General features: G+C 74.6%; 17 protein-coding genes. 7 read left to right on the top strand and 10 right to left on the bottom strand.

The window, feature by feature from the left end; translation table 11 throughout:
• Window positions 1-20 precede the first annotated feature (20 nt).
• Entirely contained in the window at window positions 21-1,316 is a 1,296-nt protein-coding gene (locus ACI78V_RS04020) for a bifunctional o-acetylhomoserine/o-acetylserine sulfhydrylase (RefSeq protein WP_456849161.1), read from the top strand.
• Between the two features lie 13 nt (window positions 1,317-1,329).
• Complete coding sequence (metX, locus tag ACI78V_RS04015; protein WP_456849159.1) at window positions 1,330-2,463, top strand: homoserine O-acetyltransferase MetX; 1,134 nt, start codon at window positions 1,330-1,332, stop codon at window positions 2,461-2,463.
• Window positions 2,464-2,480: 17 nt separating this feature from the next.
• Here the strand turns inward: metX and ACI78V_RS04010 are convergent, their stop codons facing one another.
• Window positions 2,481-3,059: a gamma carbonic anhydrase family protein gene (locus ACI78V_RS04010; protein ID WP_456849157.1), complete on the bottom strand. Its 579-nt coding sequence runs from the start codon at window positions 3,057-3,059 to the stop codon at window positions 2,481-2,483.
• A 64-nt stretch (window positions 3,060-3,123) separates the two neighbouring features.
• On the opposite strand from ACI78V_RS04010, the gene ACI78V_RS04005 reads away from it, so the two are divergent.
• Window positions 3,124-4,158 carry a uroporphyrinogen decarboxylase family protein gene (locus tag ACI78V_RS04005; RefSeq protein ID WP_456849155.1) on the top strand — a complete coding sequence of 345 codons (1,035 nt, stop codon included), beginning with the start codon at window positions 3,124-3,126 and terminating at the stop codon, window positions 4,156-4,158.
• A 57-nt stretch (window positions 4,159-4,215) separates the two neighbouring features.
• Here ACI78V_RS04005 and gdhA read toward each other — a convergent pair whose 3' ends face one another.
• The 3 genes from gdhA to ACI78V_RS03990 all read right to left on the bottom strand — a co-directional run bounded on the left by gdhA (window position 4,216) and on the right by ACI78V_RS03990 (window position 7,278).
• Entirely contained in the window at window positions 4,216-5,565 is a 1,350-nt protein-coding gene (gene gdhA / locus ACI78V_RS04000; RefSeq protein ID WP_456849153.1) for an NADP-specific glutamate dehydrogenase, read from the bottom strand.
• Window positions 5,566-5,666: 101 nt separating this feature from the next.
• A complete protein-coding gene (locus ACI78V_RS03995; RefSeq protein ID WP_456849152.1) occupies window positions 5,667-6,557 on the bottom strand; it encodes an NAD(P)H-hydrate dehydratase in 891 nt (296 codons plus the stop codon).
• On the bottom strand, window positions 6,538-7,278 hold the full coding sequence (locus ACI78V_RS03990; protein ID WP_456849150.1) for a histidine phosphatase family protein: 741 nt from the start codon (window positions 7,276-7,278) through the stop codon (window positions 6,538-6,540). Before ACI78V_RS03990 ends, ACI78V_RS03995 begins: the two co-directional genes overlap by 20 nt.
• Window positions 7,279-7,423: 145 nt before the next feature.
• Between ACI78V_RS03990 and ACI78V_RS03985 the strand changes: the two genes are divergently transcribed.
• Window positions 7,424-8,002, top strand: a complete 579-nt coding sequence (locus ACI78V_RS03985) for a YdeI/OmpD-associated family protein (RefSeq protein WP_456849148.1) — start codon at window positions 7,424-7,426, stop codon at window positions 8,000-8,002.
• Between the two features lie 17 nt (window positions 8,003-8,019).
• Here ACI78V_RS03985 and ACI78V_RS03980 read toward each other — a convergent pair whose 3' ends face one another.
• On the bottom strand, window positions 8,020-8,382 hold the full coding sequence (locus tag ACI78V_RS03980; RefSeq protein ID WP_456849147.1) for an antibiotic biosynthesis monooxygenase family protein: 363 nt from the start codon (window positions 8,380-8,382) through the stop codon (window positions 8,020-8,022).
• A 132-nt stretch (window positions 8,383-8,514) separates the two neighbouring features.
• On the opposite strand from ACI78V_RS03980, the gene ACI78V_RS03975 reads away from it, so the two are divergent.
• Together ACI78V_RS03975 and ACI78V_RS03970 are read left to right on the top strand one after the other, a co-directional pair.
• Entirely contained in the window at window positions 8,515-10,806 is a 2,292-nt protein-coding gene (locus ACI78V_RS03975) for a hypothetical protein (RefSeq protein ID WP_456849145.1), read from the top strand.
• Complete coding sequence (locus ACI78V_RS03970; RefSeq protein WP_456849143.1) at window positions 10,803-11,468, top strand: hypothetical protein; 666 nt, start codon at window positions 10,803-10,805, stop codon at window positions 11,466-11,468. Before ACI78V_RS03975 ends, ACI78V_RS03970 begins: the two co-directional genes overlap by 4 nt.
• A 15-nt stretch (window positions 11,469-11,483) precedes the next feature.
• Here ACI78V_RS03970 and ACI78V_RS03965 read toward each other — a convergent pair whose 3' ends face one another.
• The 5 genes from ACI78V_RS03965 to ACI78V_RS03945 form a co-directional block, all read right to left on the bottom strand.
• Window positions 11,484-12,500, bottom strand: coding sequence for a C40 family peptidase (locus ACI78V_RS03965; RefSeq protein WP_456849141.1), 1,017 nt, complete (start codon window positions 12,498-12,500; stop codon window positions 11,484-11,486).
• A gap of 266 nt (window positions 12,501-12,766) precedes the next feature.
• Entirely contained in the window at window positions 12,767-13,255 is a 489-nt protein-coding gene (locus ACI78V_RS03960) for a hypothetical protein (RefSeq protein WP_456849139.1), read from the bottom strand.
• A gap of 92 nt (window positions 13,256-13,347) precedes the next feature.
• Window positions 13,348-13,650: a hypothetical protein gene (locus ACI78V_RS03955; protein ID WP_456849137.1), complete on the bottom strand. Its 303-nt coding sequence runs from the start codon at window positions 13,648-13,650 to the stop codon at window positions 13,348-13,350.
• Window positions 13,651-13,918: 268 nt separating this feature from the next.
• On the bottom strand, window positions 13,919-15,307 hold the full coding sequence (locus tag ACI78V_RS03950) for a metallopeptidase TldD-related protein (protein WP_456849135.1): 1,389 nt from the start codon (window positions 15,305-15,307) through the stop codon (window positions 13,919-13,921).
• Entirely contained in the window at window positions 15,304-16,818 is a 1,515-nt protein-coding gene (locus tag ACI78V_RS03945) for a TldD/PmbA family protein (RefSeq protein WP_456849133.1), read from the bottom strand. The genes ACI78V_RS03950 and ACI78V_RS03945 overlap by 4 nt, the downstream gene beginning before the upstream one ends.
• Window positions 16,819-16,931: 113 nt before the next feature.
• Between ACI78V_RS03945 and ACI78V_RS03940 the strand changes: the two genes are divergently transcribed.
• Window positions 16,932-17,747, top strand: coding sequence for an MBL fold metallo-hydrolase (locus ACI78V_RS03940; protein ID WP_456849132.1), 816 nt, complete (start codon window positions 16,932-16,934; stop codon window positions 17,745-17,747).
• Window positions 17,748-17,759 lie beyond the last annotated feature (12 nt).

Genomic DNA, 17,759 nt, shown 5'->3' with positions numbered 1-17,759 from the left:
CGACGAGAGGAGACCGGCGCATGACCGACCCGCAGAGCTGGAGCTTCGAGACCCGGCAGATCCACGCCGGCACCAGCCCCGACCCCACGACCGGGGCCCGCGCGCTGCCGATCTACGCCACGACGAGCTACCAGTTCCGTGACGCCCAGCACGCCGCCGACCTGTTCGCGCTGGCCGAGATGGGCAACATCTACACGCGGATCATGAACCCGACGCAGGACGCGCTCGAGCAGCGCGTGGCCTCGCTGGAGGGCGGCGTCGCGGCGCTCGCCGTGTCCAGCGGCCAGGCGGCGGAGACCCTCGCGATCCTCAACATCGCCGAGGCGGGCAGCCACGTCGTCGCCTCGGCCTCGCTCTACGGCGGCACCTACAACCTGCTGCACCACTCCCTGCCCAAGCTGGGCGTCAGCGTCTCCTTCGTCGAGGACCCCGACGACCCGCAGAACTGGCAGTCGCTGGTGCAGGAGAACACCAAGGCCTTCTACGCCGAGAGCATCGGCAACCCCAAGGGCGACGTCCTCGACATCAGCGCGGTGTCGGAGGTGGCGCACCGCAACGGCGTCCCGCTGATCGTCGACAACACGATCGCCACGCCGTACCTCATCCGGCCGATCGAGTTCGGCGCCGACGTCGTCGTGCACTCGGCGACGAAGTACCTCGGCGGGCACGGCACCGCGATCGCCGGCCTCATCGTCGACTCGGGCAACTTCAGCTGGACCGGTGGCAAGTTCCCCGGCTTCACCGAGCCCGACCCGACCTACCACGGTGTGGTCTACGCCGACCTCGGTGCGCCGGCGTACGCGCTCAAGGCCCGCGTGCAGCTGCTGCGCGACCTCGGCCCGGCGATCTCGCCGTTCAACGCCTTCCTCGTCGTCCAGGGCATCGAGACGCTGTCGCTGCGCATGGAGCGGCACGTGGCCAACGCCCAGCGGGTCGCGGAGTTCCTCGAGGCCCACGACGCGGTCGACCGGGTCAACTACCCGGGCCTGGCGTCCTCCCCGTGGCACGCGGCGCAGCAGAAGTACGCGCCCCGCGGCGCCGGCGCCGTCCTCACCTTCGAGCTGCACGGCGGCGTCGAGGCCGGCAAGCGGTTCGTCGACGCCCTGGAGCTGCACAGCCACGTGGCCAACATCGGGGACGTCCGCAGCCTGGTCATCCACCCGGCGTCGACGACGCACTCCCAGCTGACCGCCGAGGAGCAGCTGACCACCGGCGTCACCCCGGGCCTGGTGCGGCTGGCCGTCGGGCTGGAGGGCATCGACGACATCCTGGCCGACCTCGAGGCGGGCTTCCGCGCCGCGAAGTCGGCTGAGTGACAGGGGCATCCTGATGGTGGGCGGCGGGGTCCGGGTCGGGCAGGTCGCTGCCCCCTGGGCTCCGCCGCGGCCCGGCGGTTGGCGCGAGGGCGACCCGGCGGGCGACCGCCGCTTCCTCGACCTGCCCGGGCCGTTCGACCTGGAGCGCGGCGGCTCGCTGCCCGCCGTCCGGGTCGCCTACGAGACCTGGGGCGTCCTCGCCCCGGACGGCGGCAACGCCGTCCTCGTAGAGCACGCGCTCACCGGCGACAGCCACGTCGCCGGGCCGGCCGGGCCGGGGCACCCCACGCCGGGCTGGTGGGAGGGGCTGGTCGGCCCCGGCGCCCCGCTGGACACCGACCGGCTGTTCGTCGTGTGCGCCAACGTCCTCGGCGGCTGCCAGGGGACGACGGGGCCGTCCTCGGCAGCTCCGGACGGCGTTCCGTACGGCTCCCGTTTCCCAGCGGTCACCGTGCACGACCAGGTCCGGGTGGAGGCGGCGCTCGCCGACGCGCTGGGCATCGGCCGGTGGGCGGCGGTGCTCGGCGGCTCGATGGGCGGCATGCGGGTGCTGGAGTGGGCGGTCGCCTTCCCCGAGCGGGTGGCGGCGCTGCTGTTCCTGGCCTCCGGGGCGGCCGCGACCGCCGACCAGGTCGGCACCCAGACGACCCAGCAGGCCGCGGTCCGCGCCGACCCCGCCTGGGCCGGCGGCGACTACCTGCCCGGACCGGGCCCGGTCGCCGGCCTCGGCGTCGCCCGGCGGATCGCGCACCTGACCTACCGCAGCGCGCTGGAGCTCGGCGAGCGCTTCGGCACCGTCGTCCAGGCCGACGGCCGCTACGCCGTCGCCTCCTACCTCGACCACCACGCGGACAAGCTGGTCGGCCGGTTCGACGCCGGCAGCTACGTGGCCCTCACCGAGAGCATGAACTGGTGGGACGTCGGCCGCGGCCGCGGTGGGGTGGACGCGGCGCTGTCCCGGGTGACGGCGCGGGCGGTCGTCGCCGGGATCGACTCCGACCGGCTCTACCCGCTCGCCCTGCAGCAGCAGGTGGCCGACGGTCTACGCGTTCCCCTACGGGTCGTCCCGTCGCCGTACGGGCACGACGGGTTCCTCATCGAGATCGACGCCGTCGGCGCACTGGTCCGGGAGCTGCTCGGGACCTGACGCGTCGTCGGGCTCGCTCACCCCATGTCGTCGCCGGGCACCTGCCCCGCGGGTGGCAGCGGCTGGCGGACCACCGGCCGGACCCGGCGCGCCGCGGGCAGCCGCTCGGTGTAGCTGGCCGCGTTCCCCCGGATGTGCGCGAGGTCGTCGTCGGTCGTCCGCCGCAGCACCTTGGCGGGGACGCCACCGACCAGGGAGCCCGGCGGGACCTCGGTGCCCTGGGTGACGACCGCACCCGCGGCGACGATGGAGCCCGACCCGATGTGCGCCCCGTTCATCACCACGCTGCCCATGCCGACCAGCACGTCGTCGTCCACCCGGGCGCCGTGCAGCACCACGTTGTGCCCCACGGTGACCCCGCGGCCGATGACCAGCGGGGAGCCCGGGTCGGAGTGCAGCGTGCAGCCGTCCTGCACGTTGGTGCCCTCGCCGATCTCGATGACCTCGTGGTCGGCCCGGGCGACCGCGCCGTACCAGATGCTCGACCGCGGCCCCATCGTCACGGCGCCGACGACGACCGCCGTCGGCGCGACGAAGGCGTCCTCGTCGATCTTGGGGGCGCCGAAGTCCAGCTGCGCGATGTAGTTCTCCGCCACGGGGGTCAGCACAGCACAGCGGGGCCGTGCGCGCACCGTCCGGACGCACGGCAGACTCCAGCGCATGCCCGCACCGCTCCCGCCGCTGCCCACCTCGATCGTCGGCAGCCTCCCGCAGCCCGGCTGGCTGATCGACCACGACAAGCTGGCCCACCAGTTCCCGCCCCGGGTGCGGGCCAAGGAGTTGTGGCGGGTCGCCCCCGACCAGCTCGAGGAGGCGCAGGACGACGCGACGCTGCTCGCCGTCCGCGCGCAGGAGCTCGCCGGGCTCGACGTCCTCACCGACGGCGAGCAGCGGCGGGAGTCCTACTCCAACCACTTCGCCACCGCACTGCACGGCGTGGACGTCGACGACCCGGGCACGGTGCTCAACCGGTCGGGGCGGCCGATCCCCGTCCCCCGCGTGGTCGGTGACATCACGCGGCGCGAGCCGATCCAGGCCCGGGACGTGCGGTTCCTGCGCGCGGCCACCGACCGGGCCGTGAAGATCACGCTGCCGGGGCCGTTCACGATGGCCCAGCAGGCCCAGGACGACCACTACGGCGACGACCGCGCGCTGGCGCTGGCCTACGCCGAGGTGGTCCGTGAGGAGATCGCGGACCTCTTCGCCGCCGGCGCCGACATCGTGCAGATCGACGAGCCGTGGCTGCAGGCCCGCCCCGAGGTCGCGCGCCGGTACGGCGCGGAGGCGGTCACCCGGGCCGTCGAGGGCGCCGCGGGGCCGGTGCACCTGCACCTGTGCTTCGGCTACGCCGCGATGGTGTCCGAGCGACCGGAGGGCTACTCGTTCCTGCCCGAGCTGGCCGACACCCCGGTCCACACGGTGTCGGTCGAGACCGCCCAGTCCCACCTGGACCCCGCGCAGTTGCGGCCGCTGCGGGGCAAGGGCATCGCCCTCGGCGTCCTGGACCTGTCGACCCCGGAGGTGGAGACGCCCGAGGTGGTCGCCGACCGCGTGCGCCGCGCGCTGGACGACGTCGACGTCGAGAAGCTGGTGCTCACCAGCGACTGCGGCCTGAAGTACCTGCCCCGCGCCTCGGCCGAGGGCAAGATGCGCTCGCTGGCCGAGGCGGCCCGGGTGCTGCGGTCGGAGCTCTAGGCGGACGGCCGCTCCGGCGCCCGCCCCTCCGCGAGGAGGGCGCCGGGGCCGATCCGCTCAGACCAGCCCGTGCGCGTGCACCGCCTCGGCCACCTGCAGGAAGCCCGCGACGTTGGCGCCGAGGACGAGGTCACCGGGTGAGCCGTACTCCTCGGCCGTGGCGTGGCAGCGGGTGTGGATGTCCCGCATGATCTCCTCCAGCCGGGCCTCGGTGTGCTCGAAGGTCCAGCGGTCCCGGGAGGCGTTCTGCTGCATCTCCAGCGCGGAGGTGGCCACGCCCCCGGCGTTGGCGGCCTTGCCCGGGGCGAAGGCGATGCCCGCCTCCCGGAAGATCCGCACCGCGTCGGGCGTCGAGGGCATGTTGGCGCCCTCGACGACGTAGCGGCACCCGTTGCGGGCGAGGACCTTCGCCGCGTCGCCGTCCAGCTCGTTCTGCGTGGCGCTGGGGAGGGCGATGTCGCAGGGCACGTCCCAGACGCTGCCACTCTCGACGAAGGACGCCGACGGGACCCGGTCGGCGTAGTCGCTGATCCGCCCGCGCTCGACCTCCTTGACCTGCTTGAGCACCTCCAGGTCGATGCCGTTCTCGTCGACGACGTAGCCGGTGGAGTCCGAGCAGGCGACCGCGCGGCCGCCGAGCTGGTGCACCTTCTCGACGGCGTAGACGGCGACGTTGCCCGACCCCGACACCACGACCCGCTTGCCGTCGAAGGCCTCGCCGCGCACCTCCAGCATCTCGTCGGCGAAGAAGACCGCGCCGTACCCGGTGGCCTCGGTGCGGACCAGCGCGCCGCCCCAGCCCAGCCCCTTGCCGGTGAGGACGCCGGACTCGTAGCGGTTGGTGATCCGCTTGTACTGGCCGAACAGGTAGCCGATCTCGCGGGCGCCGACGCCGATGTCACCGGCCGGCACGTCGGTGTACTCGCCCAGGTGCCGGTAGAGCTCGGTCATGAACGACTGGCAGAACCGCATGACCTCGCCGTCCGAGCGGCCCTTGGGGTCGAAGTCGGAGCCGCCCTTGCCGCCGCCGATCGGCATGCCGGTCAGCGCGTTCTTGAAGATCTGCTCGAAGCCCAGGAACTTGACGATGCCCAGGTTCACCGACGGGTGGAAGCGCAGGCCGCCCTTGTACGGGCCCAGCGCGGAGCTGAACTCGACGCGGAAGCCGCGGTTGATCTGCACCTGTCCGCGGTCGTCCTGCCACGGGACGCGGAAGATGATCTGCCGCTCCGGCTCGCAGATCCGCTCGACGGTCTTCATCTCGGCGTACTCGCGGTGCCGGTCGAGCACCACGGCCAGGCTCTCCAGCACCTCCCGGACCGCCTGGTGGAACTCCGTCTCGCCCCGGTTGCGCCGCAGCACCTCGTCGTAGATGCCCTGCACCCTTGCAGGAACCTCGCCGCTCACCCTGGTCCTCCTCCAGTCGGGTCCGCCCGGCAGACGCTACGGCTCCGGGGTGGACGTGCCCGACGCCGGGGCAGCCGGATGCCCCTGCGCCGTGGGCACGGTCACGGCGTGAGCTCGCCCAGCACCCGTGGCACCTCCGGCGGCAGCTCCCGCGCCAGGAAGCCGAGCCGGCCCACGGACGACGCCAGCCGCTCGCCGGCCCGCCCGTGCACGTAGGAGGCCCAGACGGCGGCCTGCTCCGGGGGCGCCCCACGCGCCAGCAGCCCGACGGTGAGGCCGGCCCGCACGTCGCCGGACCCGGACACCCCGAGCCCGGGGAGACCGCTGTCGTCCTGCCAGAGCCGGCCGTCCGGAGCGGCGGTCCAGGCGGTCGCCCCGCCCAGCCCGACGACGCCCCAGGTCCGGTCGGCGAGCTCCGTCGCCGCGGCGGCCGGGTCGTCGTCCACCTGCTCCTCGTCGACGTGCAGCGCGTAGGACATCTCCGCCGGGTTCGGCGTGAGCACCACCCGGCCCTCGAGGTGGCGCAGGCACGTCGCGTCGGCGGTCACGCAGGCCAGGCCCAGGGCGTCGAGGGCCAGGCACCCCTGCACGACGGGCAGCAGCCGCCGGCCCAGGGCCCGGGTCTCCTCCTCGTCGGCCATGCCCGGCCCGATCAGGACCGCGTCGGCGGCCTCCGCGAGGCCGCGCACCGCGTCGGCCGCGTCGGCGCGCACGGCGCCGCCGCTGGTCTCGGGCAGCGCACGGACCCGCGCCTCCGGCAGCGCCGTCGCGGCGAAGGGGGCCATCGACGCCACGGTCGCGACCTGCAGCTTGCCGGCGCCCGCCCGTAGAGCCGCCTGGGCGGCGAGCAGGACCGCGCCGAGTGTCTCGGCGCTGCCGCCGACGACGAGGACCGAGCCGCGGGCGTTCTTGTCGCCGGTGGGTTCGGGCAGCGGCCAGCGGCGCAGCGCCTCGGCGGTGACGATCGTGGGTTCAGGTCCGCGGTGCGGCATCGGGCTCCTCGGTGACCGGCTCGGCCTCGGCGATGAGGTGGTCGACCTCGTTGAACGCCGCCAGCCGCAGGCAGCCGTCGGCGTCGGCCTCGTAGCGGGTCAGCGAGGCGTTGGCCACCTGCTGGTCCCGGTCGACGGCCAGCAGTTCCTGCTCGGTGAGTTCCTCGAGCACGTAGCGGAAGACCATAATCACGGCTTGGTGCGCGACGACGAGCAGCCGCTCGCAGTCGTGCCGCAGCGCCTCGGTGGCCAGCAGGCTGCGCAGCCGCAGCGCGACGTCGGCCCAGCTCTCGCCGCCCGGAGGGCGGTAGTAGAACTTCCCCAGCAGCTCCCGCCGTTCGGCCTCCTCCGGGTGGTGCTCGCGGATGCCGGCGCCGGTCATGCCGTCGAAGGCGCCGAAGTCCCGCTCCCGGAGCCGCTCGTCGGTCCGCACCCGGACGCCCAGGGGTGCGGTCGCCAGCCGCGCCGTGGTCAGGGCCCGGGCGAAGGGTGAGCAGAGCACCGCGGTCGGCCGCTGGTCGGCCGGCAGGGCGGCCAGGTGCCGGCCCAGGGCCTCGGCCTGCTGCCGGCCGGTGTCGGACAGCGGCACGTCGGGGTCGCGGATGTCGAGCTGCAGGCGGGCGGCCCCGGTGGCCTGGGCGTGCGCGTCGGCGACGTTGCCCATGCTCTCGCCGTGCCGGACCAGCCACAGCACCGCCGGGCCGGGTCCCCGCTCGCCCATCCCGGCCCTCCTCGTGTCGCTCTCCCCCGGGCGCGCGGCAGCGCCCGGCGTCCCGCCGCCGGTAGCCGCGCCGGGGACCGGTCAAACCGCGGGCCGGTGCCCAGCGCTCTGGACGGGTGGCCCGGCCGGCCGGAGGATCGCCTACGTGACGCTGCCGACCGACCTGCCGGTGCGGGCGTTCCCGGACCAGGCGGCGCTGGAGGAGTGGCTGGCGGCCGAGCACGCCACCGCGCCCGGGCTCTACGTGCAGATCGCGAAGAAGGGCTCCGGGGTGCCGTCGGTGACCTACGCCGAGCTGGTCGAGTCGGTGCTCTGCTTCGGCTGGATCGACGGTCGGTCCAACCGGGTGGACGACGTCTCCTACCTGCAGCGGATCACCCCGCGCCGTCCGCGCAGCATCTGGTCCCAGAAGAACGTCGCGGCGGTCGAGGCGCTGACCGCCGCGGGCCGGATGCGGCCGGCGGGGCTGGCCGCGGTCGAGGCGGCGAAGGCCGACGGCCGCTGGGAGCGCGCCTACGCCGGCCCGGCCACCGCGACGGTGCCCGAGGACCTCGCCGCGGCGCTGGCCGCGCAGCCGGCGGCCCGGGAGGCGTTCGCGGCCCTGGACGGCGCCAACCGGTACGCCGTCCTCCACCGGGTCCTCACCGCCGCCACGCCGGCCACCCGGGCCAAGCGCGTCGCGGCACTGGTGCAGATGCTGGCCGAGGGCCGCCGCCTGCACTGAGGGGGCCGTCCCGGGGGTCAGGGGGCGGACGTCAGGCCGGTTGCCGCGTCGACGGGCTGGGCCTGCCTCGCGTCGTCGCGGTCCCAGGCGTACCGCCTCGTCTCGGTGGCGATCGTGATGTCGTAGGACTGGAAGAACTCCCGCCGGCCACGCTCCCGGGTGCGGACGTGGTCGGGCTGGTCCCGCCACTGCGCGATGGCCTCGTCCGACTCGAACCGGGCAACGGCGAGTTCGCTGCCGTCCTCGCCGGCGTATCCCTTGATCTCGATGAAGCCGGGGATCTGGGCGACCCTCTCCAGCATCTCCGCGAAGGCCTGCTCGTAAGCGGCCTGGTCGATGTCCTCGCGCGTGTGGATCTTGAACAGGACGACCTTGCCCATGACCCCTCCCTCACGGTCCGGCCCCGGATCGGGTCCCCATGCTGGCACCGGCTCGTGGGGCCGTCGATCTCCAGGACGACGGGTGCGGTGACTTACCATGCCGCACGCCTGGACGAGGGACGAGGACTGCCGGTGATCAGCGTGGAGCAGACCCTGCTGGATGCGCTCGACCGGGGGGATCCGGAGCCTCTCGGGGACTGGCTCACCACCTCCCTGGCCCGCACGGGGATGGACCCGGACCGGTTCGACCGGCTGCGGGGCATGGCGCGGTGGAACAGCGCGGACGGGGTGGGCGCATCCCTGGACCAGACGCTCGAGTGTGTCCGCGAGGCCGTGCGCCGGTCTGCGACCGACCCCGTCGCGAGTGCGCTGCTGGCGCTCTACCTCCGGCAGCGGGGCGAAGCCGCGTGGGAGATCTGCTGGGACCACGAGCCCGTCCGGGCGGTGATCACCGCCGCGTGCACGGAGTGGAGGGCGGTCACGAGGGGGGTCCCGGAGGCCGTGGTCGAGGGCGCGTGGGAGCTCCTGCGGCTCCTAGACCAGGAACTGCTCGTCGAGGGCGCCGCCTCCTCGGGCGGGCTGTCGCTGCTCACGCGTCTGGCGGGGCTCGCCGCCGACGGGGCGACCGCGATCGCGTCGTCCGTCGCCGGGACGGACCCGATCGCCGCGCACGTCTGCGAGGTCGCCCGCCGCGAGTCGGCCTTCTACCGGGCGGTCGCCGGCGCAGCCGGCGCAGCCGATCGACACGTCAGCGGCAGCGCGGACGACCTGGACGGCGCGATCCGGGCGCTGTCGGCCGCTGAGGACCTGCACCCCCACGAGATCGAGCGCAGCGAGCTCCGTGCCCACCGCGCCTCACTGGAGGCCCTGCGGTCGGCCCGGGGCCGGCCGCAGGTCCACGTCGTGCGCGGGTCGGTGGTCTACCTCTACCCGTTCGGCCTGCGCGGGCTGACCCCGGGGAAGGCAGTGGACGCCCTGCGGCGGACCGGCACCCGGTGGACGCTGGCAGGCCTCCCCGTGGAGACGGTGGCCCGCGAGCTCCCGCTCAACGACATCTGGCGGGGCAACGACCCGCTCCTCCGGCAGTACGCCGGCGCCTCGCTCCTGCTGCCCGAGTTGCTCCTGCCGGACCCGGACCGGGACCAGCCGCACGCGCTGCGGGTCGAGGTGCGGCTCACCCGGCTCGGCAACCACTGCATCCGCATCGAGACGCCACTGGAGGGGACCGGACCGCAGGGCCTCTACGCGGCCATGCTGCGGGCGGCACCCGAGTCCGCCGACCTCCGGGAGCTGGGTCTGCCGATCGCGCCGGCCGGGGCCGCCGAGGGGCCGACGTGGGGACGGCTCGCCGACCTCGCCACCGAGGTGGGGGCGGACCTGTGCAGTCAGTTCGCCGCGCATGCCGACGCACCGGACGTGCAGGTGAGCGCCAGGGGCGGCACGTACCACGTGATCGTCCGGGTGCAGGAGGCCGTCGCCCGGGACCCGGGAACCGGCGCGGGTCCGCTCGTCGAGGACCCGGACGCCCTGCTCGGCCTGGTCGGCGGCTCCCTGCTGGGGCACCCGGTGCGCCACGGGATCAGCTCGATCGCCGAGTGGAGCCGGTACCCGGCGTCCGCGGCGACCCGGATCGCCGCGCCCGGCCTCGTGGAGGGTCTGGTGCTGCGGACGGCCAACACGACCACGATCGCGTGCCCGACCGCGCCGAACTACATGGTGGACACCCTCCAGGAGGCCGCCGAGTTCGTGGCCACGCTGGACGGCCTGTTCGCCGGATGGCAGGTGGAGCTCGCCGACCTCTACCACCGCATCAAGGGCGAGATGGAACGGCTGTCGGAGGAGCTGGCGAACCCTCCTGCCGGCGGCTGGGACGAGGGCCACCTGGACGCCCAGCAGCGCAGCCTCGAGGTCGCCCAGCACGAGATGCAGCTGTTCGTGATGGCCAGCCGGCTGCGGCTGAAGTTCATCACCGCGCCGTCCCTGGTCACGTCCCCCGTGATGCGCGAGATCATCGACCACCTGCTCGACGCAGCCGGCTTCGACCAGGCGCGGGCGGACTTCGTCGGGACGGTCGAGGAGGTCGTCGGCGATCGTGCGTGGACGTTGATCGAGAGCTCGGTGCGCAGGCGCCAGGAGCTCGCCGATGCGCGACGTGTCCTCGACGAGGCGCGCGCGCGTCGCAGACTCGACATCCTGCTGGCCGCTGTGACGGCGATCGGCGTCTCGGGGATCTTCTCGCTCCTGCAGGCGGGCTACGACATGCGCGGATGGCTGGCCGCCGCGCTAGCCGCCCTCGCGCTCCTGACCGCGGCCACCATCGCCGTGGTGACCAGCCGCGTCACCGCGCCGTTCTCCCGGCACGACCGGGACCGCAGCGCGGCGGGTCAGCCACCGCCCCGGGCGGGGGATCGGGGTCCGCGGTGATCACGACGGTCACCGACCCGGCGGAGCTCCGTCTCGTCCACGCCCGGCTCCTCGCCCCCACGTTCTCCCCCGATGAACTGCTCGGGGCCGAGGAGCTCAGCCGCGCGGTCGCCGGCGACTCGGCCGAGGTCCTCGTCCTGCGGCGGGCGGACGAGCCGACGTCGGTCGCGGTCGCGGAGTTCTTCCCCGCGGCCTCGGTGGTGCTCCTCTCCTACCTGGCCACGGCGCCGGCCGTCCGGTCCACGGGGCAGGGCAGGCAGCTCCTCGACGCGGCGCTGGCCCGGTGGACTGCCCGGCACGACCCGTGCCTGGTGCTGGCCGAGGTGGAGGACCCCGCGCACCACCCCCGCAACCGGTACGGCGACCCGGAGGCCCGCCTGCGGTTCTACGCGCGCGGCGGAGCGGAGGTCCTCGACCTGCCGTACTTCCAGCCCCGCCTGCGGCCCGACAGTGCCCGCGTGCCGCACCTGTTCCTGCTGGTGCTGCACTCGGCGCCGTCCCTGCGTTCCGGTCCGGGAGCCGTCGACGGCACGCTCGTGCGGCGCTTCCTGGAGGAGCTGTTCGTGGGAGGCGAGGGCCGGCTGCCCGAGGACCCCGATGGGCGGCGGCTGCTCGCGGCGGCGACCGGAGGTGTGCGGGTCGGCCCGCTGCACACGGCGTGACCGGCCGCCCGCCGGTCAGAGGAAGCGGCGGGCTCCGGCGTAGCCGCGCTGGTCGACGCTGGTGACCGCCACCGGCTGTCCGAAGGTTCGCGCGTGCACCATCTTCCCGTCGCCGATGTAGATGCCCACGTGGCTGACCGGCGAGTAGAAGTAGACGACGTCGCCGGGCTGCAGCTCGGCCCGGGAGACCTCCTGGCCCATCTGCGACTGGGCACGGCTGGAGTGCGGCAGCGACACCCCCGCCGCCTGGTAGGCGAAACTGGTCAGCCCGGAGCAGTCGAAGCCGTCCGGGCCCGAGGAGCCCCACACGTAGGGCTTGCCCACCTGCGCCAGCGCGGCCTGGATGACCGCCCCCACGGCCCCGCTGGGCGCGGCGGCCACCACCGACGCGGTGGACGGCGGCGCGAGGGCCGGCCCGGCCAGCCGCGCGGTGACGGCGGCCTGCTCCTGCGCCGAGAGACGGGCGAAGTCGGCCTCGTAGGCGTCCACACGCGCCTGCACGTCGGCCTGCTGGCGCTCCAGCTCGGCGAGGGCCGCGGTGGCCTGCGCGGCGGCGGCGTCGGCTCGCGCCTGTGCCTCCTGCGCCGCGGACTGCGCCGCGGCGACCTCCGTGAGCAGCCCCTCGGTGTGGCTGGCGATGAGGTCCAGCGTCGTCATCTGCTGGACGACGTCGGCGGCGGAGGCGCCGGTGAGGAAGGCGGCGACCCGCGACTGGGAGTGGCTGGTCCAGCCGCTCTGCGCGAAGGCCCGCAGCTGGGGCTCGTACTCGGCGACCGCGGCGTGCGCCTGGTCGGCGGTCCGGGCGGCGGCGGCGGCCACCTGCTGCTGCTCGGCGACGAGGAGACGCGCCTGGTGCACCTGCTCGTCGAGGTCGGTCAGCTGCTGGCCGGTCTCCTCCACGAGGCGGGCGGCCTCGGCGGCGTCCGACGGCGTGGCACCGGCCGTCGCGGGGGCCAGCACGACCGCCGCCGCCGCGCCCAGGGCGAGGGTGGCTCCGGCCCAGCGTCGCCTCGTCGTCCGGTTGCGCTGCATCGCCGGCCCCCTCTCGCCGCGCCCCGCCCCGGGAAGTGGGCGGTGTTCCGAGCGCGTCCGTACGCACGGTAGGGAGGACGTGTCGACGAGTAGTGGCTGGCGCGCGGGCTGCCGGGCAGGAGGCGCGACTCATCCGTCACAGGGACCACAGCAGGCCCCGGCGTCCCGCCCGGGCGGGGGATCTGTCAGCAGGAGGGGCTACCGGGGCGGCGCCGCCCCGGGGGCACGGCGCCTTCGCGGGCGGCACCCCCGGGGACGGGCGCGGGCTACCGCCGGCGGGACGGGGCCGCCCCGGAGGGGTGGCGGTCGGGCGCGAGGGGGACCAGCCGGTCGGCGACGGCACCGGTGACGAACGAGTACAGGGCCTTGCCGCCGATGTCCACGACCTGGTCGCGGCGTGACCACGTCCACGGTGGCGCACCGACGCCGGTGGCGTTCTCCAGGGTCTGGTCGGTGGCCAACCGCACGGAGGTGTGCCACGCGGAGGCACGCCAGCCCCGCAGCCCGCTGGCCGACCAGATCCCGCGCAGGGCGCCGACGAGGGCGCCGGTCCCCCAGTGCATGAGGTGGTTGCGGACCGGCGGACGCGCCGAGCCGGGGAGCCGGCGCCGGGTGGTCAGGGCGGTCAGGGTGCGTCCCGGCACGTAGGAGTCCGGCCGGTGCGTGACCGACTGCTCGAGCTTCTCGCCGAGCGTCATGGCCGCGGTGCCGGCCAGCCCGGCCAGGGCACCGCGGAGGGCGGCTCGTCCCAGCATGGGTGCGCCCTACCCCGCACGCCCCCGGCCAACCCGCGGACGGCGGCCCCGCAGGGGCCGCCCCGGGCCGACCCGCTCCGGGGGTCGCCCGCTCAGCCGGCGAGGGGCTCCTGGGCGTCGATGCCGGTGACCATCTCGAGATCGCGCAGGACGGCGCCGAGCTCGTCGGCGGTCCACGGCTCGCAGCAGTCGCAGCCGCCGTCGCGGTAGCAGGCCAGGCCGAGCAGACCCGCGGCCTGGTCCTCGGCGATGGAGAGGTGGCCCGCGGACGGGTGACGGTGGCAGGCGCACGCCGCGGCACACAGCCCGAGGCCCCAGCCCGCGACGACGACGGTGTCGCCGTCGTCCCAGACCTGACCGATCTGGAACACCGACGGCTTCTGACCTCTGGCCACGGGACTCCCCCTCACCGGCCCCGGTGTCGCGCGGGGCCTGTCTGTGGCCGCGCGGGGGAACCGCCCGTGCCACGTCTGGTCTGGTGTGCGGGGTGGTACGAGGCCTGTGTCGCGGTCCTGCGGGCCATCCCGACAGGACTCAGGGTATTTGGACGTTTGCGGAACGTCACGGTCACGATCCGCCAACGATGTGACGGAACGGTTGGCACACGACCACTGACCGTCGTGTCGCGTCGGCGCGCCGCGGCACCGTGGCCCGGGGAAGGCGTCAGCTCGCCTGCGACACGCTGCTCATGTTGAAGTCCGGCACCCGCACCGGCGGCATCGCGGCCCGCGTGAACCAGTCGTTCCACTCCCGCGGCAGGGTCCGCTCGGTGCGCCCCACCTCGGTGATGCGGGCCAGCAGGTCGATCGGGGACTCGTTGAAGCGGAAGTTGTTCACCGCACCGGTCACCTCGCCGCCCTCCACCAGGAAGACGCCGTCGCGGGTCAGGCCGGTGAGCAGCAGCGTCTGGGGGTCGACCTCGCGGATGTACCAGAGCGTGGTCAGCAACAGCCCGCGGTCGGTGGCGGCCACCATCTCGTCCTGACCGGCGGTCGCCCCGGGCAGCTCGAGCACCAGGTTGTCGACGGCGGCCGTCGCCGGGGCCGTCGTCCTCAGCGCCCACGACCGCGGCCGGATCAGGTTGCTGAGGACGCCCCCGGCGATCCAGTCGACCGCCGGGGTCGCCATCCCGTTGTCGAAGACCGACGCCGAACCGGACGACCCGCTGACCACCTGGAAGGGGCAGGCCTCCAGGCCCGGCTCGAACGGGTCGCTGCGCAGGGTCAGCGGGAGTGCGGCCAGCCGCTCGCCGATCCGGTTGCCGCCGCCGGCCTTGGCGTAGACGTTGCGGCCCTCGTCGGCGTCCCGCGCCTCCATCGTCCAGTAGGCGTAGATCATCAGGTCGCTGACGGCGGACGGCGGCAGCAGCGTCTCGTAGCGGCCCGCCGGGAGCTCCACCCGGCGCCGGGACCACTCCAGCTTGCGGGCCACCTCCCCGGCCAGCGCCTCCACCGAGACGTCGGCGAAGTCACGGGTGCCCGTGCCGGCCCAGACCGAGCGGCCCATGTCGGCGCTCTTGCCGTTGAGCTCCACCCGGCCCGTCGGCTGGTCGTGCCGCAGCCGCAGACCGGTCGACGTCCCCAGGTACGTGGTCGACAGGGCGTGCTCGGCGTAGCCGAAGAGCCGCTCGTCGCGGCCGCGGGCCTCGCCGAAGGCCTGGCCGAGGGCCGGCGCGAACTCGGCGAACACGTCGATCGAGGTCTGCGCGGGCTCGGCGTCCCAGTCGCCGGAGCCCGGCGGGGTCTCCGACACCAGCGGCATCGCGTCCTCCGCGGGACCCGCGTCGCGCGCGGCCTGCTCGCTGGCCGCCACCAGCTCGGCGATGTCGGGGTTGCCCGTGCGCGCCACGGTGCCCGCCGCCATCCCGGCGCCACCGTCGACGAAGGAGACGACGACGATCTGCCGCGAGCGCATCGACCCGTTGGTGGTGAGGCTGTTCGACGCCCACCGGAGGTTGGCCTCGGAGCTCTCGACGACGAAGGCCACCTGCCCGTCGGCCGTGGAGGCGGCCAGTGCCTTCTCGACGACGTCCTGCGGGCGCTCGTACGTCATCGGCCTGCCTCCTGGACCGTGTTGAGGATGGTGACGTTCTCGAACAGCGCCACCGGGCAGCCGTGGCTGACCGGGGCGACCTGACCGGGCTGGCCCTTGCCACAGTTGAAGGCCCCGCCGAGCACGTAGGTCTGCGGGCCGCCGACGACGGCCATCGAACCCCAGAAGTCCGTCGTCGTCGCCTGGTACGCGACGTCGCGCACCTGGCCGGCGAGGCGGCCGTTCCGGATGCGGTAGAAGCGCTGGCCGGTGAACTGGAAGTTGTAGCGCTGCATGTCGATCGACCAGCTCTTGTCGCCGACGACGTAGATGCCGCGCTCGACGCCGGCGATGACGTCGGCGGTGGAGGGACCGTCGGGCGCCGGCTGCAGCGAGACGTTGGCCATCCGCTGCACCGGCACGTGCCGCGGGGAGTCGGCGAAGGCGCAGCCGTTGGAGCGCGGCATCCTGCCCAGCCGGGCGGTGTTGCGGTCGACCTGGTAGCCCACGAGGACGCCGTCGCGGACGATGTCCCACCGCTGGCCGGCCACGCCCTCGTCGTCCCACCCGACGGTGGACAGCCCGTGCTCGGCGGTGCGGTCGCCGGTGACGTTCATGATGGGCGAGCCGTACCGCAGGGTGCCGAGCTGGTCGACGGTCGCGAACGAGGTGCCGGCGTAGGCCGCCTCGTAGCCCAGTGCCCGGTCCAGCTCGGTGGCGTGGCCGATGGACTCGTGGATGGTCAGCCACAGGTTCGACGGGTCGACGACGAGGTCGTGGCGGCCGGCCTCGACCGAGGGGGCCTTGGTCTTCTCCCGCAGCAGCTCGGGGATCTCCGCCAGCTCCCCCCGCCAGTCCCACCCGGTGCCGGTGAGGTACTCCCAGCCGCGCCCGGCCGGCGGCGCCAGGGTGCGCATGCTCTCGAACGCGCCGGTGCTGCGGTCGACGGTGAGCGCGGTGAGGTCGGCCTGGATGCGGACCCGCTGCTGACGGGTGCGGGTGCCGGCGGTGTCGGCGTAGTACTTCTGCTCCTTCACCGCCGTGCAGCCGGTCTGCACGTGCTCCACGCCGTCGGCGGCCAGGAGCTGCTCGGAGAGCTCGGTGAGCAGGCCGGTCTTCTCCGCGTCGGGCACGGCGAACGGGTCGACGTCGTAGTCGGAGACCCAGACGGCGTCGGCGTACACCGGCTCGGGGGCGAGCTCGACGCGGTCGCTGTTCACCGCGGCGGAGACCCTGGCGACCGCGACGGCCTCCTCGGCCAACCGCACGGCCTCCGCGGCGGTGAGGACGACGCCCGCGGCGAACCCCCAGGTGCCCTCGTGGACCACGCGCACGGCCAGGCCGAGGTCCTCGCCGTCGGCCAGGGTCTCCGGGCGCGCGTCACGCAGGCTGATCGTCTGCGTGCGGATCCGCTCCACGCGCAGGTCGGCGTGCTCGCACCCCAGGTCGAGCGCGCGGGTGAGCGCCGCATCGGTCAGCGCGGCGAGCGGGAGGGCGAGGAAGGACGCATCCACGTCGCGGGAACCGGCCACGGGGCCTGTCTACCAGCCGGGCGGGACACACCCCGCCGGTCGACTGCGCGGACCCGCCCCGGGCAGATCCGGAGATGTGCACGGAGGGGGCCGGCCGGGGTAGTCGCCGGGGCATGACCTCGTCCCCGCCGTCCCCCGTCGGCGACGTCACCCTCACCTTCGGTGGGAACGCCACCACGCTGCTGCGGATCGGCGGGTTCACCCTGCTGACCGACCCGAACTTCCTGCACCGCGGGCAGCGCGCCTACCTCGGCAAGGGGCTGTGGACCCGACGGCTCACCGAGCCCGCCCTCCTGCCCACCCAGCTGCCGGCCCTGGACTCGATCCTGCTGTCCCACCTGCACGCCGACCACTGGGACCGCATCGCCACCCGGACCCTCGACAAGGACACGCCGGTGGTGACCACGCAGGCGGCGGCCGCGGCGCTGGGACGGCGCGGGTTCCGGGCGACCCTCGACCTGGCGCCCTGGCAGCGGCACGAGCTGACCCGGGACGGCGAGACGCTGCGGATCACCTCGGTGCCCGGCGTGCACGGGCCCGGGCCGCTGGCCAAGGTGCTGCCGCCGGTGATGGGCAGCGTGCTGGAGCTGCTGCGCGGGGGCGAGGTGAGCTGGCGCGGCTACATCAGCGGCGACACGATCTTCCGGCCGTGGCTCGGCGAGGTGCTGCAGCGCTGCGGGCCGCTCGACGTGCTCATCCCGCACCTGGGCGGCACGAGGGCCCTCGGCGTCACGGTCACGATGGACGGCCGGCAGGGCGCCGACCTGGTGGAGCTGCTGAAGCCGCCGGTCACCGTGCCGGTCCACTTCGACGACTACGACCGGTTCAAGTCACCCCTCGGCGACTTCGTCCGCGAGGTCGCCGCGCGCCGCGCCCCCGGCGAGCTCCGCACCGTCACCCGCGGCGAGACGATCTCCCTGCGGCCGTGACCCGGCGGTCCT

The organism is Geodermatophilus sp. SYSU D00742, from assembly GCF_054049935.1.
Note: the sequence above shows the minus strand (reverse complement) of the source record. Positions and strands in the feature narration are given on the sequence as shown.

Bases quoted from the DNA above. Each gene is read 5' to 3' on its own strand.
- ACI78V_RS03960 (WP_456849139.1), bottom strand. From the start codon at position 13,255: ATGCTGGGACGAGCCGCCCTCCGCGGTGCCCTGGCCGGGCTGGCCGGC.
- ACI78V_RS03950 (WP_456849135.1), bottom strand. From the start codon at position 15,307: ATGACGTACGAGCGCCCGCAGGACGTCGTCGAGAAGGCACTGGCCGCC.
- ACI78V_RS03965 (WP_456849141.1), bottom strand. From the start codon at position 12,500: ATGCAGCGCAACCGGACGACGAGGCGACGCTGGGCCGGAGCCACCCTC.
- ACI78V_RS03995 (WP_456849152.1), bottom strand. From the start codon at position 6,557: ATGCCGCACCGCGGACCTGAACCCACGATCGTCACCGCCGAGGCGCTG.
- ACI78V_RS04005 (WP_456849155.1), top strand. From the start codon at position 3,124: ATGCCCGCACCGCTCCCGCCGCTGCCCACCTCGATCGTCGGCAGCCTC.
- ACI78V_RS04020 (WP_456849161.1), top strand. From the start codon at position 21: ATGACCGACCCGCAGAGCTGGAGCTTCGAGACCCGGCAGATCCACGCC.
- ACI78V_RS03980 (WP_456849147.1), bottom strand. From the start codon at position 8,382: ATGGGCAAGGTCGTCCTGTTCAAGATCCACACGCGCGAGGACATCGAC.
- metX (WP_456849159.1), top strand. From the start codon at position 1,330: ATGGTGGGCGGCGGGGTCCGGGTCGGGCAGGTCGCTGCCCCCTGGGCT.
- ACI78V_RS03940 (WP_456849132.1), top strand. From the start codon at position 16,932: ATGACCTCGTCCCCGCCGTCCCCCGTCGGCGACGTCACCCTCACCTTC.
- ACI78V_RS03990 (WP_456849150.1), bottom strand. From the start codon at position 7,278: ATGGGCGAGCGGGGACCCGGCCCGGCGGTGCTGTGGCTGGTCCGGCAC.